Origin of the sequence: Streptomyces sp. NPDC020801 (assembly GCF_044334385.1) — a bacterium.
Classification (GTDB): Bacteria; Actinomycetota; Actinomycetes; order Streptomycetales; family Streptomycetaceae; genus Streptomyces.
The window spans coordinates 31585-55788 of record NZ_JBIRST010000037.1 but is presented as its reverse complement, the minus strand read 5'-3'; the positions used below and the strand labels follow the sequence as shown (position 1 = coordinate 55788).

Here is a 24204-nt window from a genome sequence, read left to right as displayed (position 1 = left end):
TCTTCGTGAAGGGCGAGGTCATCAAGACCGTGCCCGAGTCGAAGATCGTTCAGACCCTGATCGAGGAGGCCATGAAGCTCGCCGAGCAGATGGAGGCCGCCGGTGTGGCCTCCGGCGAGCCCGAGGTCTCGGTCGCCGGCTGAGGGCACCGGCTCCCTGGCGACCGGCGACCGGCGACCGGCGACCGGCGACCGGCGACCGGCGACCGGCGACCGGGGACCGGGGACCGGGGACCGTGGACCGGGGACCGGGGACCGACGAGGCTCCCGGCAATCACCGATCGACGAGGCGGAGACCGGACACGGCCGTCCCCCCGGCCACGGCCGGCCCGCCCGCTCCACCGAGCCGTCCCCGGGGGGCGGCGCGGCCCAGATTCGGCGGGTAAAGTGCGGAGATCAGCCAAACCCCCAGCGTGAGGCCCCGTACGTGTTGACCCAGACCACCTCGCGGGTGCTCGAACCGAGTGACCTGGACGCCGCGCTCGCGGTCCTCGACCGCGAGCCGGTCGTGAACGCCTTCGTGTCGTCCCGCGTCCAGGTCGCGGGCCTGGACCCGTGGCGGCTCGGCGGCGAGATGTGGGGCTGGTACGAGGACGGGATGCTGGCGTCCCTGTGCTACGCGGGCGCCAACCTCGTCCCGATCTGCGCCACTGAGCGCGCCGTGCGCGCCTTCGCCGACCGCGCCCGTCGGGCGGGCCGCCGCTGCTCCTCGATCGTCGGCCCCGCCGACTCCACCGCCCAGCTGTGGCGGCTGCTGGAACCCAGCTGGGGCCCCGCCCGCGAGGTCCGCGCCCGCCAGCCGCTCATGGTCACCGACCGCATGCCGTCCGACATCGCCCCGGACCCCTACGTCCGCCGCATCCGCAAGGACGAGATGGAAACGATCATGCCGGCGTGCGTGGCGATGTTCACCGAGGAGGTCGGCGTCTCCCCGATGGCCGGCGACGGCGGTCTGCTCTACCAGGCACGGGTCGCCGAACTCGTCGGCTCCGGCCGCTCCTTCGCCCGCCTCGACGAGGACGGCAAGGTGATGTTCAAGGCGGAGATCGGCGCGGCCACCACCCAGGCCTGCCAGATCCAGGGCGTGTGGGTGGCGCCCGAGTACCGGGGGAGCGGCCTCGCGGCACCCGGAATGGCGGCCGTGCTGCGCTACGCGCTGGCCGACGTGGCCCCGGTGGTGAGCCTGTACGTAAACGACTTCAACACACCCGCCCGCAGGACGTACCGGCGGGTGGGCTTCCGGGAGGCCGGCGCGTTCATGAGCGTGCTGTTCTAGCACGCCGCGCACGGTGTTCCGGCTGCGCCGCACAGTGCTGTTCTGAGGCGGGTGTGAGCCGGGTAGTCTCCCCGGCATGCCGCACTTTCCCGGTCACGGCTCCGGCCGCCGCCCCGACGACATCGTGATCGGCCCCCTCGACCTGCCGGCCCGCGTCGACGAGGCGCTCGCCGTGCAGGCCGTCGCCTTCGGCCTCGGCGCCGACGAGGTCGTAGTCCGCCGGCAGATCGTGCTGCGCCACATGACCTACTCGGGTGCCCGCGCGCTCGGCGCCACCACCGCCGACGGCCGGCTCGTCGGGTTCGTCTACGGCATGCCCAACGACCGCACCCACTGGTGGTCCACCGTCGTGGAGCCCTACCTGCGCGCCCGCGGCCACGACGACTGGCTCGACGACTCCTTCGTGATCACCGAGCTGCACGTCCATCCGCGCCACCAGAACCGCGGCATCGGCCGCGCCCTGATCACCACGATCACCGACGACGCCGCCGAGCCGCGGTCCATCCTCTCCGCGATCGACACCGACAGCCCGGCCCGCGGCCTGTACCACTCCCTGGGCTACGAGGACCTGGCCCGGCAGGTCCTCTTCCCCAGCGCCCCGAAGCCGTACGCCGTGATGGGCGCCCCGCTCCCGCTGCGCCGCCGTTAACGGATTTCCACCGGCACAGCCCGCCCGGCTAACCTCCTAGCCATCACCCTCCCCCACTCTCGGCTGCGCTCGAGCGGGGGGACCCCCATCGGCAGGAGTACGAGAACCATGGCGAACGCACCGGTCCAGCGCATGTCCCAGTTGTTGGCGAAGACGCTGCGCGACGACCCGGCCGACGCCGAGGTCCTCAGCCACAAGCTGCTGGTCCGCGCCGGTTATGTCCGCCGCACCGCCGCGGGCATCTGGAGCTGGCTGCCGCTGGGCAAGAAGGTCCTCGCGAACGTCGAGCGGATCGTGCGCGAGGAGATGGACGCGATCGGCGCCCAGGAGGTGCTGCTGCCCGCGCTGCTGCCGCGCGAGCCCTACGAGGTGACCGGCCGCTGGGACGAGTACGGCGCCGAGCTGTTCCGCCTGCAGGACCGCAAGGGCGGCGACTACCTGCTCGGGCCCACCCACGAGGAGATCTTCACCCTGCTGGTGAAGGACCAGGCGTCCTCGTACAAGGACCTGCCGGTCATCCTGTACCAGATCCAGAGCAAGTTCCGTGACGAGGCCCGGCCCCGCGCGGGCATCCTGCGCGGCCGTGAGTTCCTGATGAAGGACTCCTACTCCTTCGACCTCGCCGACGAGGGCCTCGCCGAGTCCTACGCCCTGCACCGCCAGGCCTACCAGCGCATCTTCGACCGCCTCGGCCTGGACTACCGCATCTGCGCCGCGACCGCGGGCGCCATGGGCGGCTCCAGGTCCGAGGAGTTCCTCGCCCCGGCCGCCGCCGGCGAGGACACCTTCGCCGACTGCCCGAACTGCGACTTCGCCGCCAACACCGAGGCGATCACCTACGAGCTCGAGCCGGTGGACGGCTCCGGCGTGCCCGCGGCCGAGGAGATCCCGACTCCGGACACCCCCACCATCGAGACCCTGGCCGCCTCCCTCGGCGTCCCGGCCTCCGCCACCCTGAAGAACCTCCTCGTCAAGGTCGACGGCGAGATCGTCGCCGTCGGCGTCCCCGGCGACCGCGAGGTCGACATGGACAAGGTCGAGGCGCACTTCGCCCCGGCCGCCGTCGAACTGGTCACCGCCGACGACTTCACCGGCCGCCCGGACCTGGTCCGCGGCTACGTCGGTCCGCAGGGCCTGGAGAAGGTCAAGTACCTCGCCGACCCGCGGGTCGCCCCCGGCACGGCGTGGATCACGGGCGCCAACAAGGAGCACACCCACGCCAGGAACGTGGTGGCCGGCCGTGACTTCCAGGTCGACGAGTACGTCGACGTCGTGGTGGTGCAGGAGGGCGACCCCTGCCCGAAGTGCGGCACCGGGCTCAAGCTCGACCGCGCCATCGAGATCGGCCACATCTTCCAGCTCGGCCGCAAGTACACCGACGCCCTCAAGCTCGACGTGCTCGGCCAGAACGGCAAGCCGGTCCGCGTCACCATGGGCTCCTACGGCGTCGGCGTCTCCCGTGCGGTCGCGGCTCTTGCCGAACAGCACGCCGACGACAAGGGCCTGGTGTGGTCCAAGGAGGTCGCCCCGGCCGACGTGCACGTGGTCGCCGCCGGCAAGGCCCTGCAGACCGAGCTGGCGCTGGAGGTCTCGCAGAAGCTGGCCGCCGCCGGCGTCCGGGTCCTGGTCGACGACCGGGCCGGCGTCTCCCCGGGCGTGAAGTTCACCGACGCCGAGCTCATCGGCGTACCCCAGATCCTCGTGGCCGGGCGGCGCGCGGGCGAGGGCGTGGTCGAGCTCAAGGACCGCAGGACGGGCGGGCGCGAGGAGCTGACGGTCCAGGAGGCGATCGCGCGTCTGACCGCCGACGCGTGACGCCGGCATCTCCGGCGAGCGGGCGGCCCGCTCGCCGGAGGCGACCCGCAGCCGCGTCGCCCGCGCTTCAGGGCGCCACGCCTGTTCAGGGCGCGGGCGCTACGGCTGGTGCTGCGACCGGAAAGGTTCACCGGCTCGCGACGCCCGGCACGGCACCTCGCCGCGTTGTCGCCTCACCCGAGTACATCCAGTACGCGGGCGATGCTCCGCCGTGCGATGCACCGCACCGGACGCCGCGAGCCTTCCGGCAAACCTTTCCGGCCACAGCACCAGCTAGAGCCAGGTGGCGAACTCCAGGAGCAGCTCCGCGTCCTTCGGCCGCCCCACCCGGCGCGCCCGCACCCCGGACTCCACCGCCCGGAACAGCGTCCACGCACGCAGCCGCTCCTGGTCCACCTCCAGCGACTCCGCCAGCCGCTTGATCCGGCGCCGGGTGGTGGCGGCCCCGGACGGGGAGGCGATCAGGTCCTCCACCCGGTCGCGGACCAGCCGCGCCAGGTCGAAGGCGGGTTCGCCCACCACCGGGTCGGGGCCTACCGCCAGCCACGGCACGCGGTCGGCGGCCAGCACCTTGCTCTGCCGGAACGTGCCGTGCAGCAGCCGCTGCTCCGGCGGCGCGGCGAGCAGTTCCCCGCGGGCCGTGAGCGCCGCACCGACCAGCGGTGCCACCTCGGCATCGGTGTCGGCGCTCGCCCGCATCGCCTCCGCCTGCCGCCCGGTCCGCTCCGCGACCGTCTCGAAGAGGCGGCCGCCGGCGTCGTCCCCGGGCGGCTCGACCCACAGCCGCCGCAGCGTCCCCGCAGCCTCCAGCAGCGCCCGCGCCTCGGGCAGCGACCGCACCGACACGTCCGGGTGCAGCCGCTCCAGCAGCAGCACGCCCTCGCCCGACGGGCCGGGCTCCAGCAGCTGGACGGCGCCCCGCCCGCCCCAGCGCGCGAGCGCGGCCTGCTCGCCCTCCGGACGGGCCCGGGGCGGCGCCAGTTTCAGCACGGCCGGGGTCCCCTCCGCCGTCCGCACCAGCACCACCAGGCTGCTGCGCCCGCCGGGCACCTGCACCCGCTCGACGGTCAACTCGCGTAGCGCGACGGCCTGCCGCGCCAGTTCGGGCAGCTTCTCCAACCAGTCGTCACCGGCCGGTGCCGTCTCACCGAGCGCCCGCACCAGACGCTGCGGCGGTTCGAAAGCCATGCGCGGGTCGTTCCTTCCTGGACGCGTTTTCCACTGTCGCCGTGCGCCGTGGGCGCCTCTTGGGTCGGTCCTGCGTCGTCAGCGGCCCGGCTCCTCCGCCCGTTCGGTTCGCCCTGTCCTCGTCCGTCTGCCCGTCCGCCTGTCTGCCCGCCTGCCCGCCTGTCCGCCTGTCCGCCTTTCCGTCGGTCCGTCTGTCCGTCGGTCCGCCTGCCCGCCTGTCCGTCGGTCCGTCTGTCCGTCTGTCCGTCGGTCCGTGTGTCAGCCCGCGATGTCCGTCCGCCCGCGATGTCCGCCGGCCCGCGTCACGCGGTCGGTGCCGGCGACGCGGTGGCGGTGCCGGCCCGTTCGGCGAGACCAGGGAAGGCTACGCTCTCCCCGCGCCAGCGCACGGCCCGGACCGCGGCTTCGCGCAGCGCCCCCGCCGCCTCGCGCCGCCGCTCGCCCCCGGCCGCCCGAACCAGGTCGGAGTAGACCCCGGCCACGCGTTCCTCCAGCTCGGCGGCGAACCGTACCGCCGCCGCGGAGTCCGGCACCGGGAAGGGCAGCGCGTACGCGGCCGCCGCGGCCAGCGGCCGCTCACCCAGATCCCGCACTTCGCGCGCGAGGGCGTCCCGGCGCGCTCGGTGCGCGTCGTACGCCGCACGGGCCTCCGCGCGCCGCCCCTCGCGGATCCGGCCGCCGACGACGCCGTAGCCGTAGACGGCCGCGTGCTCAGCCGCGAGTGCCGCCTGGAGGGCCTGAAGCTGCTGTTCCGTGGCCTGGCTCATCTGTCACCCTCCGTCAGCAGATACGCGTGCGCCGCCCCGGCCGCGGCCACCGAGGCCAGCAGCCGTGCCAGCTCGCCCGGCGCCTGGAGCAGTGCCGCCGCCCGCCGGTCGGCGAGCGACCGCTCGGCCGCGGCGAGCCCGGCGAGGGCGTCCTTCTCGTTCCCCGGCACACCGGCGGACGCGGAGCCGGAGGCGGAGGCGGACCCCGACGGCCCACCGGACGCCGGACCGGACGCCGGGTCGCGGGGCGAGACCTGTGACCCAGGTGACCCAGGTGAACCCGTGGGCGACGCCTGGGCCCCGGCCGGCGCCCTGGACTCGTCCGCCGCCGTGGGGGCCTTCGGCGCCTCCGAGGCCCCCGGGGACGCCTTCGCGCCGCCGCCGAACGCCTCCGCATGCGCCGCGACCTCGGCCCGCAGCGGCCGCAGTCGCTGCGCCAGTGCCGGATGCGCGGTGATCACCGCGTCGTAGTGCCCGGCCAGCTCCTGGCTGTCCCGTGCCGCACGCGCGCGAACCCGGTCGGCGAGCGACGGGCTGCCGTCCGTGCCGCCGGAGCCGTCGGAACCGGTGGAGCAGCCCACGAGCAGGGCCGCCCCTGCGGCCGAGGCGAGCAGACTCCTTCTGCGCGGCCCCGCGAGGGCCCGCATGGATGGGGGGAACGGCACGGCAGACGTCCTCGGGTGCGTACGAACGAAGCGGGAGGGGCGGCTCGCCCGTGATCACGGTACCCGCGCCCCTCACGCGCACCACTCAGCGGCACCACCCCCGCGCAGGTGGACGGCAACACCCCCCGGGACCGGATACCCTTTGATCAGACACGCGACCCATCCCACAACAGCACACGCGGCCGAGGAGTCACCCGGATGAGCACCACCCAGAGCGAGAGGCTGCGAGAGCTACTGGAACCGCTCGTCGCCTCCGAGGGCCTGGATCTCGAGGAGATCGCCGTGGACTCGGTCGGACGCAAGCGTGTGCTGCGTGTCGTCGTCGACTCCGACACCGGAGCCGACCTCGATCAGATCGCCGATGTGAGCCGTGCGCTCTCGGCGAGGCTCGACGAGACGGACGCGATGGGCGAGGGCGAGTACACCCTCGAGGTCGGTACCCCGGGCGCGGAGCGCCTCCTCACCGAACACCGGCACTACGTGCGCGCCACGGGGCGGCTGGTGAAGTTCCAGCTGGCCGAGGGCGGCGAGCTGGTGGCCAGGATCCTCGGGGTCGACGACGAAGGGCTCGAACTCGAGGTGCCCGGAGTGAAGGGCCGCAGGGCCACGACCCGCAGACTCGGTTTCCCGGACGTGGTCAAGGCGCGCGTGCAGGTCGAGTTCAGCCGCAAGGACAAGAAGGAAGAGGAGGCGTAGCCGTGGACATCGACATGAGCGCCCTGCGGGGCTTGGTACGGGAGAAGGAGATTTCCTTCGACCTGCTGGTCGAGGCAATCGAGTCGGCCCTCCTCATCGCCTACCACCGCACCGAGGGAAGCCGCCGCCACGCGCGCGTCGAGCTCAACCGGGAGACCGGGCACGTGACCGTGTGGGCGAAGGAGGACCCCGAGGACCTCGAGGAGGGCCAGGAGCCCCGCGAGTTCGACGACACCCCGTCCGGCTTCGGCCGTATCGCCGCCACCACCGCCAAGCAGGTCATCCTGCAGCGGCTGCGCGACGCCGAGGACGACGCGACGCTCGGCGAGTACGCCGGCCGCGAGGGCGACATTGTCACCGGCGTGGTCCAGCAGGGCCGCGACCCGAAGAACGTGCTGGTCGACATCGGCAAGCTGGAGGCCATCCTGCCGGTGCAGGAGCAGGTCCCGGGCGAGACGTACGCACACGGCATGCGCCTGCGCTCCTACGTCGTCCGGGTGGCCAAGGGCGTCCGGGGTCCCTCGGTCACCCTCTCCCGTACGCACCCGAACCTGGTGAAGAAGCTCTTCGCCCTGGAGGTCCCGGAGATCGCGGACGGCTCCGTGGAGATCGCCGCGATCGCCCGTGAGGCCGGTCACCGTACGAAGATCGCCGTCCGGTCCACCCGTTCGGGCCTGAACGCCAAGGGCGCGTGCATCGGCCCCATGGGCGGCCGGGTGCGCAATGTGATGGGCGAGCTGAACGGCGAGAAGATCGACATCGTCGACTGGTCGGACGACCCGGCCGAGATGGTGGCGAACGCGCTCTCGCCGGCCCGCGTCTCCAAGGTGGAGGTCGTGGACATGGCAGCCCGGTCGGCCCGGGTCACCGTGCCGGACTACCAGCTGTCGCTGGCGATCGGCAAGGAAGGGCAGAACGCCCGGCTCGCGGCCCGGCTCACCGGCTGGCGCATCGACATCCGGCCGGACACCGAGCAGGCGCCCGAGCAGGCGTCCGAGTAGGGCTCCCGGGACGTCACCCGGGAGAGGGGAATAGATCTGAGCCGCAGGTCGCTCAGATCACGACAACAACCGTTCGATCTCTGCCCCAAAGGGGTGAGGTCGGTGCGGGGAGGTAGACTAAGCAGTGTCTGGCCGGACGCGTGCCCGCGTATGCCCTGAGCGCACCTGTGTGGGGTGCCGCGAGCGAGCGGCCAAGATCGAACTGTTGCGGACCGTGGCGGTCGAGGGTGAGTGCGTCCCCGATCCTCGCGGTACGCTGCCCGGCCGGGGTGCGTATGTGCACCCCGCCCCGGTCTGTATCGACCAGGCGGTGCGCCGCCGGGCGTTTCCGAGGGCGCTGCGCGTCCCGGGACCGCTCGACGTAATGGCGTTGCGCCACTACGTCGAGCAGGCACAAGGTTGCTGAAGCAGCAGCTGTCCGTTCGCCGGGCAGCGCTGAGCAGGCGACACGGCAAGGAAAGACGTGCCGTACGGAACCCCGTGCGGCCTGGTACCTCGCGAGTCGAAAGCAGGTCGAGATTGCGATGAGCACTCGATGAGTACGCGATGAGTACGCCCATGAACTAACGACGGTCCGGCCGCAACCCGGACCTCAAAGGAGCGAAGTGGCTAAGGTCCGGGTCTACGAACTCGCCAAGGAGTTCGGTGTCGAGAGCAAGGTCGTCATGGCCAAGCTCCAGGAACTCGGTGAATTCGTCCGATCGGCGTCTTCGACGATCGAGGCGCCCGTAGTACGCAAACTGACTGACGCCTTCCAGCAGGGCAACGGCAGCGGCAGGTCCGCCGCGAAGCCGGGTGCCCCCAGGAAGGCCGCCCCCAGGCCCGCAGCGCCCTCTCCGGCGCAGGCGGCCCGTCCGGCTGCCCCGAAGCCGCCGGCCGCACCCAAGCCCGCCGTGGCCCAGCAGCCCGCGGCCCCGTCGGCCCCCGCGTCGGCTCCCGGCCCGCGTCCGGTGCCGGGTCCCAAGCCCGCACCGCGTCCGGCCCCCGCGGCGCCCACCGCGCCGGAGTTCACCGCTCCGCCGTCGGCCCCGGCTCCGGCCCCGGCCGCCCAGGGCCCGCGCCCCGGCGCGCGTCCCGGTGCCCCCAAGCCCGGTGGCGGCCGCCCCGGCGGTTCCGGTCAGGGCCAGGCCCGTCCGGGCCAGGGCGCTCCGCGCTCCGGTGGCCAGGCTCCCCGTCCGGGTGGCCGTCCGGCCGGTCCGCGTCCGGGCAACAATCCCTTCACCTCCGGCGGCTCCACCGGTATGGCGCGCCCGCAGGCGCCCCGTCCGCAGGGCCCGCGTCCGGGCGGTGCCGGTGCTCCCGGCGGCGGTCCCCGTCCGCAGGGCCCCGGTGCCCAGGGCGGCGGTCCGCGTCCGCAGGCTCCGGGCGGTCCGCGCCCGACCCCGGGCTCGATGCCCCGTCCGCAGGGCGGTCCGCGTCCCGGCCCGGCCGGCCCGCGTCCGAACCCCGGCATGATGCCGCAGCGTCCCGCTGCGGGTCCGCGTCCGGGCGGCGGTGGCCCCGGCGGCCGTGGTCCCGGCGGCGGCGGTCGTCCTGGTGGTGGCGGCGGCGGTCGTCCTGGTGGCGGCGGCTTCGCGGGTCGCCCCGGTGGCGGCGGCGGTGGCGGTTTCGCCGGCCGTCCCGGCGGTCCCGGTGGCGGTGGCGGTGGCGGTTTCGCCGGCCGTCCCGGCGGTCCCGGTGCCGGCGGTGGCCGTCCCGGCTTCGGTGGTCGTCCGGGTGGTCCCGGTGGCCGTGGTGGCACGCAGGGCGCCTTCGGCCGTCCCGGCGGTCCCGCGCGCCGTGGCCGCAAGTCGAAGCGGCAGAGGCGCCAGGAGTACGAGGCCATGCAGGCTCCGTCGGTCGGCGGCGTGATGCTGCCTCGCGGCAACGGCGAGACCATTCGCCTGTCGCGCGGTGCGTCGCTCACCGACTTCGCCGAGAAGATCAACGCCAACCCGGCGTCGCTCGTCGCGGTGATGATGAACCTCGGTGAGATGGTCACGGCCACGCAGTCCGTCTCCGACGAGACGCTGCAGCTCCTCGCGGGCGAGATGAACTACGAGGTTCAGATCGTCAGCCCCGAGGAGGAGGACCGCGAGCTGCTCGAGTCCTTCGACATCGAGTTCGGCGAGGACGAGGGCGACGAGGAGGACCTGGTGGTCCGTCCGCCGGTCGTCACCGTCATGGGTCACGTCGACCACGGAAAGACCCGGCTCCTCGACGCCATCCGCAAGACGAACGTCATCGCGGGCGAGGCCGGCGGCATCACCCAGCACATCGGTGCCTACCAGGTCTCGACCGAGGTCAACGACGAAGAGCGCAAGATCACCTTCATCGACACCCCGGGTCACGAGGCGTTCACCGCCATGCGTGCCCGTGGTGCGAAGTCGACCGACATCGCGATCCTGGTCGTCGCGGCCAACGACGGCGTCATGCCGCAGACGGTCGAGGCGCTCAACCACGCCAAGGCGGCCGACGTGCCGATCGTGGTCGCGGTCAACAAGATCGACGTCGAGGGTGCCGACCCGACCAAGGTGCGCGGTCAGCTGACCGAGTACGGCCTGGTGGCCGAGGAGTACGGCGGCGACACGATGTTCGTCGACATCTCCGCCAAGCAGGGTCTGCACATCGACTCGCTGCTGGAGGCCGTGATCCTCACGGCCGACGCCTCGCTCGACCTGCGGGCCAACCCGAACCAGGACGCGCAGGGCATCTCGATCGAGTCCCGTCTCGACCGCGGCCGTGGTGCCGTGGCGACGGTCCTCGTCCAGCGAGGCACGCTGCGGGTCGGCGACACGATGGTCGTGGGCGACGCCTACGGCCGAGTCCGCGCCATGCTCGACGACAACGGCAACAACGTCGCCGAGGCGGGCCCGTCGACGCCGGTCCAGGTCCTGGGCCTGACCAACGTCCCGGGTGCGGGCGACAACTTCCTCGTGGTCGAGGAGGACCGTACGGCCCGCCAGATCGCGGAGAAGCGCGCCGCCCGTGAGCGCAACGCGGCCTTCGCCAAGCGCACGCGCCGTGTGTCGCTGGAGGACCTGGACAAGGTGCTCAAGGCCGGCGAGGTCCAGCAGCTCAACCTGATCATCAAGGGTGACGCTTCTGGTTCCGTCGAGGCTCTCGAGTCCTCCCTGCTCCAGCTGGACGTCGGCGAAGAGGTCGACATCCGCGTCCTGCACCGCGGCGTCGGTGCGGTCACGGAGTCGGACATCGACCTGGCGATGGGCTCGGACGCCATCGTGATCGGCTTCAACGTGCGTGCCGCCGGGCGTGCCGCGCAGATGGCCGAGCGCGAGGGCGTGGACGTCCGGTACTACTCGGTCATCTACCAGGCGATCGAGGAGATCGAGGCGGCCCTCAAGGGCATGCTCAAGCCGGAGTACGAGGAGGTCGAGCTCGGCACGGCGGAGATCCGCGAGGTCTTCCGTTCGTCCAAGCTGGGCAACATCGCGGGTGTGCTCATCCGCTCCGGCGAGGTCCGCCGCAACACCAAGGCGCGCCTCATCCGCGACGGCAAGGTCATCGCGGAGAACCTCAACATCGAGGGTCTGCGTCGCTTCAAGGACGACGTCACCGAGATCCGTGAAGGCTACGAGGGCGGTATCAACCTCGGAAACTTCAACGACATCAAGGTCGACGACGTCATCGCGACGTACGAGATGCGCGAGAAGCCGCGGGCGTAACGCCCCGGGGCACCTGGGCACCGGCCGACGGAACCTGGTTCCGTCGGCCGGTGCGCCGTGCGCAACGCTCCGGTGCGCCGTCCGTGCCACACCCGTCCGGCACGGACGACTTCGCACCGGACGGACGGGGCGGCGGAGCACCTGGGGACCCGGGAGCCTCCTGCCCACCCGCGCCGTCCGCCCACCGAGCCCGGTGAGCGGGTCCTCCGCCCACCGAGTCCGGCGGGTGGCGGGCGAGGAGAAACCCCGTCGAGCCACCGCCAGGATCGCGGTACCGTTCTTGATGTCCCTGCCCACACCGACGGCAGGACCATCGACCCCGTACCGGCGGGCAACCCGGCACACACATGTACGTGGGGACTCTGTCCTTCGACCTCCTCCTCGGCGACGTCCATTCGCTGAAGGAGAAGCGCTCCGTCGTCCGCCCGATCGTCGCCGAGCTCCAGCGCAAGTACGCGGTGAGCGCGGCGGAGGTGGACCACACGCACCTGCACCGTCGAGCCGTCATCGGCCTCGCCGCGGTCTCCGGAGACGCGACACACCTGACCGACGTACTGGACCGGTGCGAGCGGCTGGTCGCCGGCCGCCCCGAAGTGGAGCTGCTGTCCGTCAGACGCCGCTTCCACGGCGAAGACGACGACTAGACCCGGCGGAGCACTCCGCGAAGCACCACACCGCACCACACCACAGAACGTAGAAGAAGAAAGAACGGGAGACGGACCAGTGGCCGACAACGCGCGGGCGAAAAGGCTGGCGGACCTCATCCGAGAGGTGGTGGCCCAGAAGCTGCAGCGCGGGATCAAGGACCCGCGGCTCGGCTCGCACGTCACCATCACGGACACCCGGGTCACGGGTGATCTGCGGGAGGCGACCGTCTTCTACACGGTCTACGGGGACGACGAGGAGCGGCAGGCCGCGGCCGCCGGTCTGGAGAGCGCCAAGGGCATCCTCCGCTCCGAGGTCGGGCGCGCGGCCGGCGTGAAGTTCACCCCGACGCTCACCTTCGTCGCGGACGCCCTCCCGGACACCGCCCGGACCATCGAGGACCTCCTCGACAAGGCGCGCCAGTCCGACGCGAAGGTACGTGAGGCGTCCGCGGGCGCCTCGTACGCCGGCGGGGCGGACCCGTACCGCAAGCCGGATTCCGAGGACGAGGCCGACGAGACGGACGACGCCACCGAATGACCAGCAAGCCCACCCCGCCCGACGGCCTCGTCATCGTCGACAAGCCGTCGGGCTTCACTTCGCACGACGTCGTGGCCAAGATGCGCGGGATCGCCAGGACCCGCCGCGTCGGCCACGCCGGCACCCTCGACCCCATGGCGACCGGCGTCCTCGTCCTCGGCGTGGAGAAGGCCACCAAGCTTCTGGGCCACCTCGCGCTGACCGAGAAGGAGTACCTCGGCACCGTCCGCCTCGGGCAGAACACGATCACCGACGACGCCGAGGGGGAGATCACCTCCTCCACGGACGCCTCCAAGGTCACCCGGGACGCCGTCGACGACGCCGTCGCCAAGCTGACCGGCGACATCATGCAGGTGCCGTCCAAGGTCAGCGCCATCAAGATCAACGGCGTACGGTCGTACAAGCGGGCCCGGGAGGGCGAGGAGTTCGAGATCCCGGCGCGCCCGGTGACCGTCTCCTCCTTCACGGTCCACGACGTCCGCGACGCCGTGGCCGAGGACGGCACCCCCGTGCTCGACCTGGTGGTCTCGGTGGTCTGCTCCTCCGGCACCTACATCCGCGCCCTGGCCCGCGACCTGGGCGCCGACCTCGGCGTCGGCGGCCACCTCACCGCGCTGCGCCGCACCCGCGTGGGCCCGTACCGGCTGGACGCCGCCAAGACACTGGACCAGCTCCAGCAGGAGCTGACCGTGATGCCGATCGCCGAGGCGGCCGCGGCCGCGTTCCCCCGCTGGAACGTGGATGTCCGGCGCGCCCGGCTGCTCACCAACGGCGTACGGCTGGAGATGCCCGACGAGTACGCGGGCGCCGGCGCCGTGGCCGTCTTCGATCCCGAGGGGCGCTTCCTCGCGCTCGTCGAGGAGCAGCGCGGCAAGGCCAAGAGCCTCGCCGTCTTCGGCTGAGGCCTGGCCGCCCCCGGCTGACGGGACGGCGACGGGACGGGAACGGGACGGGGACACGACGGGGACCTGGACGAGGGTGGGGCGGGTTCCTGCGGGGCCGAGGCGCCCGTCACGTCGGCGGCTGCCCGTGGAGCGGCGGACACGGGGTCTTCCACAGCCGCCGCTCCACGGTCCCCCCTCGGTTCCCCCACCCCTAGGGTGTATCCAGCCGCCCCCGGCTATTCACCCGACCGTGCAGGCGCTCGGAGTGAACCGAGGGAGCGCAGGGGGGCGCGTTCGCCGCGCGATCTGTCCCGCTGATCATCAAGCGCCTACCGTCGGTTTCCGGGCAAGGATGTAAGGCTGTACGGCGGGGAGGTTCGACCATGGCGGCACGGAGCCGGCGGGCGACCGGGACCGGCCGCGGAGCACAGGGCGGGACAGGACAACGGCGCGAAACGGACCGTACGGCAGTGGCCGGGCTCTGGACCCGAGGACCCGAAGCCACCACGGGCACCGCGCCCGAAGCGCCGACGGGACCGGCCGGACCGGCCGAACCGACCGGGCCGACCAAGCCGACCGGGCCGACCAAGCCATCTGGGCCGACCAAGCCATCTGGGCCGACCAGGCCGGCTGGGCCGATCAATCCGACCGGGTCTACCGGGTCCGCCGGCCCAGCCCGGCCGACCGGGCCGACGGCCGGGACCCGCACCGGCAACGAGCCCCGCACGGGCCGGGACACGCTGCGGACGGCACGGAGCATCGAATCGGAGCCGGCGACGGAGACCCGGCAGCGGGCCGCCGCTCAGGCTCGGGACCGCGCTCTGGACGCTTCCCTGGTGTGCGTCCGCGACCCGGCCGGGCGCCCCCGCGGAACCGGCTTCGCGGCCGACCACCACGGCACGGTGATCACCAGCCACGAGGCCGTCGACGGTCTTTCCCGGCTCGTGCTGCACGTTCCCGGCGCCGGGGACCGCTCCTGCGTGGTGACCGCCGAGGCGGTGACTTCGCTGCCCGCCCTGAACCTGGCGCTCGTACGCGCCGAGGGCCTCGACGTGGAGCCGCTCCCGGTCACCGTGCGGGACGTCGTCGGGACGGGCACCTACGTCCGGATCGCGGCCGGCGGCTGGCGCGAGGCCCGGGTGCTCGGTACCACGCCGGCGACCTACACCGCCACGGACCGCTTCCACCTCCTGGACAGCGTCCTGGAGTTGGCCATCGGCACGGCGGGCCGCGACGCCCTCCGGCTGGGCGGCGGGGCGGCCGGAGGACCGGTGCTGGACGCGGCGACCGGCGCGGTGGTGGCCGTTCTCGGCACGGCACTGCGGTCCGGCCACAGCGACACCGGCTTCGCGGTGCCGCTGCTCCCCGCCCGGGGCCCCCTGGCCGGCCTGCTCGACCGCAACGCGGCCACGGTCCCGGCCTACGGCCCCGACCTCAACCTGGCGGCCGTGCTGGAACTCACGGCCACGTCCCTGGCCCAGGACGGCCCCCGGGGCGCCCTGCCGGCCCACGCCGACACCACCACCGGCACGGTTGCCGGGACGCCGGTGGAACCTCACCAGACCTCCGTGGACCCCTTGGACCCCGTAGACCCCTGCGACCCCGTGGACCCCTGCGACCCCGTGGCTCTTGCGACGCCCGCCGCCGAGGCTGCCGGGCAGTCGGCGGCCACCGGGCGGCCGGTCGCTGCCCCGGCCGCCGAGCCGGCTTCGGCACGCCGCCCATCCGCGGACCAGGGGGCCGAGATCCCTCGGCCCGGCCCTCGGACCGGGCACCGGACCGGGCACCGGATGGAATCCGGCCAGGAGACTCCCGACAGGCTTCCCGGCCAGCGGCCCGCTCCGGGCCGGCCGACCGCCGTCCCGCACACCGTCGCCCGGTCAGTGCCGCCCGCCCGGGCAGCCCACTCGGTCCGGCCGGGGGGCCCTGACCGGGCGTGCCCCACCGAGGACACCGCGCAGCCGCCGCGGCCCGGCCGGGCGGCCACCGCCTCGGGTCTCGGGTGGGCCGTGGCTCCGGGGCGATCGGGTGCCGTCACCGACGGCGTCCCGCCGGTCGACTGGGACCGAAAGGCCGTCGGGCCGCGCCCCGGACGACCGGTGACTCCGGTTGAACGGACGGCTGTGACAAGGGAGTTGGCCGCCTTCACGGAGGGCCGGGCACTCGTGCTCGGGCTTGTCGGGCTGCCCGGGAGCGGACGTACGGCCGAGCTCGCTGCCCTGGCCGCACGGCGGGCGCGCGGTACGGCGCCCGCGCCCACCCTGTGGCTGCGCGGGGCGGATCTGGACGGCGCCGACGCCTCGGTCGCGGATGCCGCGGTCCGGGCGCTGGACCGGGCCGCCCGGATCGTCGCGGCATCCCGGGCGCCGCTCCCCACCGACACCACCGATCTCACCCCCGACCGCGTCGCCCGCCTCGCCCGCGCCCACGGCCGTCCCCTTCTGCTGCTGCTCGACGGCCCCGAGGAGATGCCTTCCGCCCTGGCGCACCGGCTCCCGGAGTGGAGCGAGGGCACCGCCCGGTGGCTGCGGAGCACGGGGGCGCGGCTGGTGGTGGCCTGCCGGGAGGCGTACTGGGAGAGCGCGGGCGGGCAGTTCCCGGCGGGCCTGCTCCACACCCCGGCCGCGCCCGACGCCACCGCCGGCCACCTCCCGCCCTGCCTGCACCTCGGCGACCTCACCCCCGACGAGGCCCGCGAGGCCCGCTCCCGTTACGGCATCCCGGACGGCGCCCTGCTGGACGCCGACACCCGCCACCCCCTCACCCTCCGCCTCCTCTCGGAGGTACGCGCGGCCCTTCCCGGCGCCCCGGACCACCCCCGCCTCGACCGTGCCGACGTCCTCGCGGCCCATCTGGATCTGATGTGCCTGCGCATCGCCGTCCGCCTCGCCGCGGAGAACGGCCTGCGCGGCCGCGCGGTAGGGCGCCTCGCAGCGAAGGTCTCCGGCCAGGTGCACGAGGCCGCCCGGCGCAGCCTCGGCTCCGGCCGGGGCGAGCTGGACCGGGCGGCGTTCGAGGAGGTCTTCCCGTGGGGACCCGCCCCGGCCCGGCTCGGCGGCGGCACCGGCTGGGCGGCCGCCGTCCTCGCCGAGGGCCTTCTCGTCCCCGCCGGCAGCGGTTACCGCTTCGCGCACGAGGAAGTCGCCGACTGGATCCAGGGCATCCATCTCGATCTGGACGAGGCCCTGCGGGTCCTGGTCCACCGCCGGTACACGCCCGGCGAGCCGCACCACACCCTGCCCGTGCCGCACCACCGCGTCGGCCCGGTCGTCCAGGCCCTGCTCCTCCTGGCCAGCCGGCACGGCACGCGCCGGCTGGCCGTCCGGCTCGAGGAGCTGGTGTGCGCCCTGGACAGCGACCCGCACTGCTGGTGGGCGTCCCGTCTGCTCGCCGGCGTGCTGCTGCGCCTGCCGGACGCGACACCGTACGCCGGTGTGTTGCGGCTGCTGGCCGACCGGATCGTGGTCTGGAAGGAGTGCCACCTGCCCGTGCCCCCCGGCTTCGGGCCCGGCTTCTGGACCGCGCTGCACCTGCCGGAGGCCGACCGCTGCGACCTCCTCCGCCGGCTCCTCCTCGCCGACGACGCCCCGCACGGCGCCGCTGGCCAAAGCCACCCGAGCGGCCCCGGCACCACCGCCTCCGGCACCACCGCCCAGGGGACACCGGAGGTTCTCCGCCCACCCCACTCACCCCACCCCCCTCGCCCCCTGCGCTACCTCGACGCCGTCGCGCAGCTCCTCGCCGCCGACCCCGCCGCCGTGCATCCGCACCTCATCCGCTGGTTCGACGACGAGCGGCCGCTGCCCGCCGCCCCGCAGGCCACCGTGGCCACCGCCGCCCAGGCACTGCTCCACACCCACCGAGACCGCGTCCTGGACGACCTCACCGGGTCACTGCTGGAGTCGGGTCACCGCCGCGCCGGCGAACTGCTGGCCGTGCTCGCCGAGGAGGAGCCGTCCGCGCTGTGCCGCGCCGCCGACCGGTGGGCGCACGACGAACGCCCGGACCGGCGGGCCGCGGCGGTGGCCTACGCACTGCGCACCGCCCCCCACGCCCGCACCGAGGCCGACCGCGCCCTGCTGCGCCACGCCGCCCGCACGCTGCTCTCCCGCCCCGCCGACGCCGCCCTGCACGGTGGTGCGCTCGCCCTCCTCGTACGTGATCCGCACACCCGTGCCCGTCATCTGCCGCAGGCGTTGCGGCACTTCGCGCAGGGCGACCCGCACCTGCCACCGAGCGCGCTGGCCCCCGCCCTCACAACCCACCCCGAAGCGGTCCTGGCCGCCCTCGGAGAGCGTCTGGGCCAGGGCCCCGAAGCGGCACAGGCGCTGCGCGTCCTCGACGACGTCGCCACGCCCGCCCTCGCGCGCAGGGTCGCCGCCCCGGTGCGCGAGGCCGTTGCACGGCGGCCGGAGACCGCCGGGCATGTGGCCGCGTACGCCGACCGGCGCCTCGACCATGGATCCGCCGCCCGCACCGTGCTGTTTCCGCTGGTCACAGGCCTCCTGGACGGCGGTCCCGAACAGCTGCGGGCCGCGCTGGGCGGGGTCCTCGCCGCGCCGGGCACGCAGGCCTCCCGCCCGCTGCGCCGGGAGCTCCTGGACTTCCTCCTGGCCCACGAGGAGGACCCGGCCGTCCTGGACGCCGTGCTGCACGCCGCCGCCCCCCGCGCCGAGGAGGATCTCCGGGACCTCGTCCACCGGGTCGGCCTGCTCCTCGTCCGCACCCCGGAGGGCGCGACCGTGTTCGACCGTGGCCTGGTGGAGCTGGCCCGGCACGTCCCCGGCTTCGCCGCCCGTGCGGCCGGCTGGCTGACCGGCGTGCCGCAGGACTGGGCGGCGGTCGTGGGCCCCGGCGCCCGCCGTGCGATCGAGAGCCTGGCGGGCGCACATATCCCCGCCTGACGGCGCCCCGGCGACCCATGACGGTCCCCGGACGGCGAGCGCGCCCTCGCCGCCGACCACCGCCCATCCGGCACCTACGCCCATCCGGCACCTACTGCTCGCCCGGCGCCGACCGCCCACCCGGCACCTACCCTCACCCGGCACCGTCCGCCCACCCGGCGCTGACCGCTCACCGGCACTTACCACCCCACCCGGCACCGATCGGGTGCCCGGACGTGCGCCCGGTCACAGCCTCCATGCCGATGCGGGCCGGGAGGACAGGGCATGGCACCCTTAGACCTGCGGACAAGCAGTAAGACAACCAAGGCAACACGGACACAGGTTCGACGAGGAGCGGTCACAGTGCAGCGCTGGCGTGGCTTGGAGGACATCCCCCAGGACTGGGGGCGCAGCGTCGTCACCATCGGCTCCTACGACGGAGTCCACCGCGGACACCAGTTGATCATCGAGCACGCCGTGAACCGTGCGCGCGAACTCGGCGTCCCCGCCGTCGTCGTCACCTTCGACCCGCACCCCAGCGAGGTCGTGCGCCCCGGCAGCCACCCGCCGTTGCTCGCCCCGCACCACCGCCGGGCCGAGCTGATGGCGGAACTGGGCGTGGACGCGGTGCTCATCCTCCCCTTCACCACCGAGTTCTCGAAGCTGTCCCCGGCCGACTTCGTCGTCAAGGTCCTGGTCGACAAGCTGCACGCCAAGGCGGTCGTCGAGGGCCCGAACTTCCGCTTCGGCCACAAGGCCGCCGGGAACGTGGAGTACCTCGCCGAACAGGGCAAGACCTACGACTTCGAGGTCGAGGTCGTCGACCTGTACGTCACCGGTGAGGCGGGCGGCGGTCAGCCCTTCTCCTCGACCCTGACCCGGCGCCTGGTCGGCGAGGGCGACGTCGGGGGCGCCCGCGAGATCCTGGGTCGCCCGCACCGTGTGGAGGGCGTGGTCGTCCGCGGCGCCCAGCGCGGCCGCGAACTGGGGTTCCCCACGGCCAACGTCGAGACACTCCCGCACACCGCGATTCCCGCCGACGGCGTCTACGCCGGCTATCTGCACGCCCAGGGCGAGGTGATGCCGGCCGCGATCTCCGTGGGCACGAACCCGCAGTTCGACGGTACCGAGCGCACCGTGGAGGCGTACGCCATCGACCGCGTCGGCCTCGACCTGTACGGCCTGCACGTCGCCGTCGACTTCCTGGCCTTCGTGCGCGGCCAGGCGAAGTTCGACTCGCTTCAGGCGCTGCTCGAAACGATGGCCGAGGACGTCACGAAGTGCCGCGAGATCATCGCGGCCGACGAGAAGGCGAAGTAGCCGCAAGTCGCACCCACGGCGGTCGTCGTCGGCTCGCTCACTGCGTCTGTGCGTGTCACTGCGTCTGCGTGTGTGCCTGCGTTTCTGACTCCGTCTTCGTCTCCGTCTTCGTCTTCGTCTCCGCCTGTGTCTGTGTCTGTTTCTGTTGGGCCTCTTGGGCCTGTTGTGCCTGTGCGGCTTGCGCCCAGTGACAGGCCACCTGGGCCTCGCGGCCCCCGCTCAGGATCTCCGGGTCCCGGCCGCGGCAGGCATCGGCGACGCCCGCCCGTTCGGCCTCGCCGCCCGCCAGGATCTGGCACCGTACGTGGAAGCGGCAGCCGGAGGGGATGCGCGACGGGTCCGGTGGCTCGCCGGTGAGGACGACCGGGTCTCCGGGGGACTCGGGCAGGACGGACAGCAGGGCCCGGGTGTACGGGTGCCGGGGCGCCGTCAGGACCTGCTCGACCTCGCCGGTCTCCACGATCCGGCCGAGGTACATCACCGCCACCCGGTCGGCGATGTTCCAGGCCAGTCCCAGGTCGTGGGTCACCACCAGTGCGGACAGGCCGAGTTCGGAGCGCAGCCGCAGCAGCAGCGCCAGGATCTCGCCGCGTACCGAGGCGTCGAGGGAGGCCACCGGCTCGTCGGCGACGACGAGTTCGGGCTCCAGGACCAGCGCGCCCGCGATGACGACCCGCTGCCGCTGACCGCCCGACAGCTCGTGCGGATAACGCAGGAAGAAGCGCTCGGGCGGCCGCAGCCCGGCACGCGCGAGGGCCTCGGCGACCGCCGCCCGCTCGTCACCGCCGTGGCCGTGGATGCGCAGCCCCTCCGCCACGGCGTCGTACACCGTGTGCCGGGGATTGAGCGAGCCGCTCGGGTCCTGGAGCACCAGCTGCACCCGCCTGCGGTACGCCTTCAGCGCGCGCGAGGAGTACGCCAGCGGCGCGCCGTCGAAGCTGACGCGGCCCGCGGTCGGCGGGACGAGGCCGAGCAGGGAACGGGCGAGAGTCGTCTTGCCGCAGCCCGACTCGCCGACCAGTGCGACGATCTCGCCGGGCCGGATGTCGAGGTCCACCCCGTCCACGGCCCGGGCGGTCGGCGCGCCGTTCCGGCCGGGGAAGGTGATGTGCAGGCCCTCGACGCTCAGCAGCGGTGACGCGGTCCTCATGCTGTGCCGCTCCCCACTTCTGCCTCGCCCCCGGTGGCCGCGGCCCTCTTGCCCGCGGCTCCTTCCCCGGTGCCCGCCGTCCCCTCCGGCACATGCACACAGGCCGCCCTCCGCCCCGCCTCCGCCTTCGCCTCGCGCAGCACCTGGTCCCGCGTGGCGCAGACGTCCAGCGCCACCGGGCAACGCGGGTGGAACGCGCACCCGGACGGCACCGCCGCCGGGTCCGGTGGATCGCCCGGCAGCCCGCGCGGCGCGAACCGCGACGCCGGGTCGCCGATGCGCGGGAACGCCCCCGACAGGGCCCTGCCGTAGGGGTGCCGGGCGTCCTCGTAGACCTGCCGGGCCGGGCCCTCCTCGACCACCCGGCCCGCGTACATCACCGCGAGCCGGTCGCAGGTGTCGGCGAGGACCGCGAGGTCGTGGCTGATCATGATCAGGCCCACCTCCTGTTCGCTCACCAGCTCTTCGATCAGCCGGAGGATCTGGGCCTGGATCATCACGTCGAGCGCGGTGGTGGGTTCGTCGGCGATGATCAGACGCGGGTCGCAGGCCAGCGCCATGGCGATCATCACGCGCTGCCGCTGGCCGCCGGACAGCTCGTGCGGGTAGGCGTGCGCACGCGCCGCCGGCAGACCCACCTGCTCCAGCAGCTCGCCGGTCCTCTTCCGCGCGCCCGCCGGGGTGGCCCTGCGGTGCAGCAGGATCGGCTCGGCGATCTGGTCGCCGACGCGGTGCACGGCGTTGAGGGAGTGCATCGCGCCCTGGAAGACGATCGACGCCCCCGCCCAGCGCACCGCTCGCACCCGGCCCCACTTCATCGTCAGCACGTCCTCGCCGTCCAGCAGGATCTCCCCGCCGATCCGGGTCCCGGCCGGCAGCAGCCGCAGCAGTGCCAGCGCCAGCGTGGACTTGCCGCAGCCGGACTCGCCCGCGATGCCCAGCTTCTCGCCCGCACCGAGGGTGAGGCCGACCCCGCGTACGGCGGCCGCACCGCCCGGATAGGTCACTTCGAGGTTCCGTACGTCGAGCAGGCTCAACGGGCCACCCCCAGCCTGGGGTTGAGAACGGACTCGACGGCACGCCCGCACAGCGTGAACGCCAGCGCGACGACCGCGATGGCGATCCCCGGCGGAACCAGGTACCACCAGTCGCCGGAGCTCACCGCCCCCGCCTCCCGCGCGTCCTGCAGCAGCCCGCCCCAGGAGACGACCGTCGGATCCCCGAGTCCGAGGAAGGCCAGCGTCGCCTCGGCCAGGATCGCCGAGGAGATGATCAGGGTCGTCTGGGCGAGGACCAGCGGCATGACGTTGGGCAGTACGTGCCGGGACATGATGTGCCAGTGCCCGCCGCCGAGCGCCTTGGCGCGTTCGATGTACGGCCTTGACTCCACCGCCAGTGTCTGCGCCCGCACCAGCCGGGCGGTGGTCGGCCAGGTGGTCACGCCGATCGCCAGGACGATCGTGCCGAGCGAGCGGGACATCACCGTCGCGAGCGCGATGGCGAGCACCAGCGTCGGCATCACCAGGAACCAGTCCGTGATCCGCATCATCACCGTGGCGTACCAGCCGCGGAAGTGCCCGGCGGTGATGCCGATGAGCGCCCCGATCGCCACCGACAGCACGGCCGCGAGCAGTCCCACCAGCAGCGAGACGCGCGAGCCCCACACCACCAGGCCGAGCAGACTGCGTCCGAACCGGTCGGTGCCCAGCGGGAAGTGGGCGCTCGGGCTCTCGAGGGGCCGGCCGGGCGCGGTGGTCACGCTCTGCACGTCCGCCCCGACGGTCAGCGGCGCGGTCAGCGCGACCAGAGCCCACAGCACGAGCGCGGCGAGTCCGAGCAGGCCGGCGCGGTGCCGGCGGTACTCCTTCCAGAACCGTGCGGCGGAGGCCCGGCGGCGCTGCCGGGCGAGGGTGCGCGGGCCGGGCGCCGTGGCGGTGTCGGTGGTCATCGGCCCACCCTCGGGTCGAGCAGCGGATACAGGAGGTCGGCGAGGGTGTTCATCACGATCACCGCCGAGGCGAAGACGAAGAACAGCCCCTGCACCAACGGAAGATCGGGCACGCTCAGCGCCTGGTAGAACAGTCCGCCCAGGCCCGGCCAGGAGAACACGGTCTCCACCAGGATGACGCCCGCGACCGTGCGGCCGAGGTTGACGAAGATCAGCGTCACGGTCGGCAGCAGCGCGTTCGGCACGGCGTGCCGGCGCCGTACGAGGTCGTCCCGCAGACCCTTGGCGCGTGCGGTCGTCAGATAGTCGCTGCCCATCTCGTCCAGCAGCGCCGACCGGGTGACCAGCAGCGTCTGCCCGTACTCGACCGCGACCAGTGTCACCACCGGCAGCACGAGATGGTGGGCGACATCGACGACGTACGCCAGGCCCTCCTTGCCACCCGACTCCATGCCCCCGGTCGGGAAGAGCCCCGGGATCGGGCCCGCGCCGACCGACAGCACGATGATCAGCAGCAGCCCCAGCCAGAACGACGGGATGGAGTACAGCGTCAGCGCGAGCCCGGTGTTGAGACGGTCACCGAGCCCGCCGTGGCGCCACGCGGAGCGTGTGCCGAGGACGATGCCGAGGGCCGTGTAGAGGACGAAGGCCGTGCCGGTCAGCAGCAGGGTGTTCGGCAGCGCCTCGGTGATCTTGTCGATGACCGGTGCGCGGAACTGGTAGGAGGTCCCGAGGTCCCCCGTCAGCGCCTTGCCGCAGTAGTGCGTGAACTGCTGCCACAGTGGCAGGTCGAGCCCGAACTCCCGCCGGTAGACGGCGATCTGCCGGGCGGAGACGGGGCGGCCGCCGGTCATGAACTTCACCGGGTCGCCCGGGATCAGCCGGAAGAGGAAGAAGCTGGTGACGAGGACGGCGAGCAGCGAGACGGCCGCGCCGGCCAGCTTGCCCGCCGCATACCGCGGATACGCGGTGGCGGGGCGCGCACGTCCTCCGCGCCCGGCGGCCGCCGGCCCGGACCTCACCGGGCCGGCGGCCGCGCCCTCGACCAGCGCGGGTGTCGCTTCAGCGGTCATGAGCACTCACTCGGTCGATCGGTGACCGGTACACCGGTCC

The 24204-nt window shown here is 73.5% G+C and carries 19 protein-coding genes and 1 pseudogene; 13 read left to right on the top strand and 7 right to left on the bottom strand.

The annotated features are described in order from the left end of the window. The 4 genes and pseudogenes from ACH4UM_RS39405 to ACH4UM_RS39390 all read left to right on the top strand — a co-directional run. Positions 1-143 (top strand): annotated as a pseudogene (locus tag ACH4UM_RS39405) (4-hydroxy-3-methylbut-2-en-1-yl diphosphate synthase); the annotation flags it as partial. Between the two features lie 283 nt (positions 144-426). After that, on the top strand, positions 427-1275 hold the full coding sequence (locus ACH4UM_RS39400; RefSeq protein WP_398190773.1) for a GNAT family N-acetyltransferase: 849 nt from the start codon (positions 427-429) through the stop codon (positions 1273-1275). A gap of 76 nt (positions 1276-1351) precedes the next feature. Next, on the top strand, positions 1352-1924 hold the full coding sequence (locus ACH4UM_RS39395; protein WP_398190770.1) for a GNAT family N-acetyltransferase: 573 nt from the start codon (positions 1352-1354) through the stop codon (positions 1922-1924). 108 nt (positions 1925-2032) lie between these two features. Then, positions 2033-3739 carry a proline--tRNA ligase gene (locus ACH4UM_RS39390; RefSeq protein ID WP_398190768.1) on the top strand — a complete coding sequence of 569 codons (1707 nt, stop codon included), beginning with the start codon at positions 2033-2035 and terminating at the stop codon, positions 3737-3739. Between the two features lie 273 nt (positions 3740-4012). Here the strand turns inward: ACH4UM_RS39390 and ACH4UM_RS39385 are convergent, their stop codons facing one another. The 3 genes from ACH4UM_RS39385 to ACH4UM_RS39375 form a co-directional block, all read right to left on the bottom strand. Next, complete coding sequence (locus ACH4UM_RS39385) at positions 4013-4927, bottom strand: aminoglycoside phosphotransferase family protein (protein ID WP_398190765.1); 915 nt, start codon at positions 4925-4927, stop codon at positions 4013-4015. Positions 4928-5229: 302 nt separating this feature from the next. After that, positions 5230-5694, bottom strand: a complete 465-nt coding sequence (locus ACH4UM_RS39380) for a ferritin-like domain-containing protein (RefSeq protein ID WP_398190762.1) — start codon at positions 5692-5694, stop codon at positions 5230-5232. Next, positions 5691-6359, bottom strand: coding sequence for a hypothetical protein (locus ACH4UM_RS39375; protein ID WP_398190759.1), 669 nt, complete (start codon positions 6357-6359; stop codon positions 5691-5693). The genes ACH4UM_RS39380 and ACH4UM_RS39375 overlap by 4 nt, the downstream gene beginning before the upstream one ends. 198 nt (positions 6360-6557) lie before the next feature. Here ACH4UM_RS39375 and rimP point away from each other — a divergent pair, with 198 nt between their 5' ends. From rimP to ACH4UM_RS39330, 9 genes are all read left to right on the top strand, one after another. After that, the gene (gene rimP, locus ACH4UM_RS39370; protein ID WP_398190756.1) at positions 6558-7055 is read left to right on the top strand and encodes a ribosome maturation factor RimP; all 498 of its coding nucleotides are present in this window, start codon (positions 6558-6560) and stop codon (positions 7053-7055) included. A gap of 2 nt (positions 7056-7057) precedes the next feature. After that, complete coding sequence (gene nusA, locus ACH4UM_RS39365; RefSeq protein ID WP_398190753.1) at positions 7058-8056, top strand: transcription termination factor NusA; 999 nt, start codon at positions 7058-7060, stop codon at positions 8054-8056. Between the two features lie 124 nt (positions 8057-8180). Next, on the top strand, positions 8181-8462 hold the full coding sequence (locus tag ACH4UM_RS39360; protein WP_398190750.1) for a YlxR family protein: 282 nt from the start codon (positions 8181-8183) through the stop codon (positions 8460-8462). Between the two features lie 199 nt (positions 8463-8661). Further along, positions 8662-11721, top strand: coding sequence for a translation initiation factor IF-2 (gene infB / locus ACH4UM_RS39355; RefSeq protein ID WP_398190747.1), 3060 nt, complete (start codon positions 8662-8664; stop codon positions 11719-11721). 347 nt (positions 11722-12068) lie between these two features. Continuing rightward, positions 12069-12365 (top strand): DUF503 domain-containing protein, encoded by a 297-nt coding sequence (locus ACH4UM_RS39350; protein WP_398190745.1) that lies wholly within the window; start codon positions 12069-12071, stop codon positions 12363-12365. A 79-nt stretch (positions 12366-12444) separates the two neighbouring features. Continuing rightward, the gene (gene rbfA, locus ACH4UM_RS39345; RefSeq protein ID WP_398190743.1) at positions 12445-12906 is read left to right on the top strand and encodes a 30S ribosome-binding factor RbfA; all 462 of its coding nucleotides are present in this window, start codon (positions 12445-12447) and stop codon (positions 12904-12906) included. Next, positions 12903-13808, top strand: coding sequence for a tRNA pseudouridine(55) synthase TruB (gene truB / locus ACH4UM_RS39340; RefSeq protein WP_398190740.1), 906 nt, complete (start codon positions 12903-12905; stop codon positions 13806-13808). Before rbfA ends, truB begins: the two co-directional genes overlap by 4 nt. Positions 13809-14626: 818 nt before the next feature. After that, positions 14627-18694 (top strand): trypsin-like peptidase domain-containing protein, encoded by a 4068-nt coding sequence (locus ACH4UM_RS39335; RefSeq protein WP_398190737.1) that lies wholly within the window; start codon positions 14627-14629, stop codon positions 18692-18694. Positions 18695-19036: 342 nt separating this feature from the next. After that, positions 19037-19993, top strand: a complete 957-nt coding sequence (locus tag ACH4UM_RS39330; RefSeq protein WP_398190734.1) for a bifunctional riboflavin kinase/FAD synthetase — start codon at positions 19037-19039, stop codon at positions 19991-19993. Positions 19994-20048: 55 nt separating this feature from the next. Here the strand turns inward: ACH4UM_RS39330 and ACH4UM_RS39325 are convergent, their stop codons facing one another. The 4 genes from ACH4UM_RS39325 to ACH4UM_RS39310 are packed head-to-tail and all read right to left on the bottom strand — an operon-like array spanning position 20049 to position 24164. Then, positions 20049-21143 carry an ABC transporter ATP-binding protein gene (locus ACH4UM_RS39325; RefSeq protein ID WP_398190731.1) on the bottom strand — a complete coding sequence of 365 codons (1095 nt, stop codon included), beginning with the start codon at positions 21141-21143 and terminating at the stop codon, positions 20049-20051. Continuing rightward, positions 21140-22180 carry an ABC transporter ATP-binding protein gene (locus ACH4UM_RS39320; protein ID WP_398190728.1) on the bottom strand — a complete coding sequence of 347 codons (1041 nt, stop codon included), beginning with the start codon at positions 22178-22180 and terminating at the stop codon, positions 21140-21142. The genes ACH4UM_RS39325 and ACH4UM_RS39320 overlap by 4 nt, the downstream gene beginning before the upstream one ends. Next, complete coding sequence (locus ACH4UM_RS39315; protein ID WP_398190725.1) at positions 22177-23091, bottom strand: ABC transporter permease; 915 nt, start codon at positions 23089-23091, stop codon at positions 22177-22179. Before ACH4UM_RS39315 ends, ACH4UM_RS39320 begins: the two co-directional genes overlap by 4 nt. Beyond that, positions 23088-24164, bottom strand: a complete 1077-nt coding sequence (locus ACH4UM_RS39310) for an ABC transporter permease (RefSeq protein WP_398190722.1) — start codon at positions 24162-24164, stop codon at positions 23088-23090. Before ACH4UM_RS39310 ends, ACH4UM_RS39315 begins: the two co-directional genes overlap by 4 nt. Positions 24165-24204: the final 40 nt, after the last annotated feature.

What these genes read in the sequence shown, in the direction of transcription:
- ACH4UM_RS39325 (WP_398190731.1), bottom strand. Translation starts at nt 21,143, where the DNA reads ATGAGGACCGCGTCACCGCTGCTGAGCGTCGAGGGCCTGCACATCACC.
- truB (WP_398190740.1), top strand. Translation starts at nt 12,903, where the DNA reads ATGACCAGCAAGCCCACCCCGCCCGACGGCCTCGTCATCGTCGACAAG.
- ACH4UM_RS39385 (WP_398190765.1), bottom strand. Translation starts at nt 4,927, where the DNA reads ATGGCTTTCGAACCGCCGCAGCGTCTGGTGCGGGCGCTCGGTGAGACG.
- ACH4UM_RS39350 (WP_398190745.1), top strand. Translation starts at nt 12,069, where the DNA reads ATGTACGTGGGGACTCTGTCCTTCGACCTCCTCCTCGGCGACGTCCAT.
- ACH4UM_RS39310 (WP_398190722.1), bottom strand. Translation starts at nt 24,164, where the DNA reads ATGACCGCTGAAGCGACACCCGCGCTGGTCGAGGGCGCGGCCGCCGGC.
- rimP (WP_398190756.1), top strand. Translation starts at nt 6,558, where the DNA reads ATGAGCACCACCCAGAGCGAGAGGCTGCGAGAGCTACTGGAACCGCTC.
- ACH4UM_RS39315 (WP_398190725.1), bottom strand. Translation starts at nt 23,091, where the DNA reads ATGACCACCGACACCGCCACGGCGCCCGGCCCGCGCACCCTCGCCCGG.
- ACH4UM_RS39390 (WP_398190768.1), top strand. Translation starts at nt 2,033, where the DNA reads ATGGCGAACGCACCGGTCCAGCGCATGTCCCAGTTGTTGGCGAAGACG.
- ACH4UM_RS39380 (WP_398190762.1), bottom strand. Translation starts at nt 5,694, where the DNA reads ATGAGCCAGGCCACGGAACAGCAGCTTCAGGCCCTCCAGGCGGCACTC.
- ACH4UM_RS39395 (WP_398190770.1), top strand. Translation starts at nt 1,352, where the DNA reads ATGCCGCACTTTCCCGGTCACGGCTCCGGCCGCCGCCCCGACGACATC.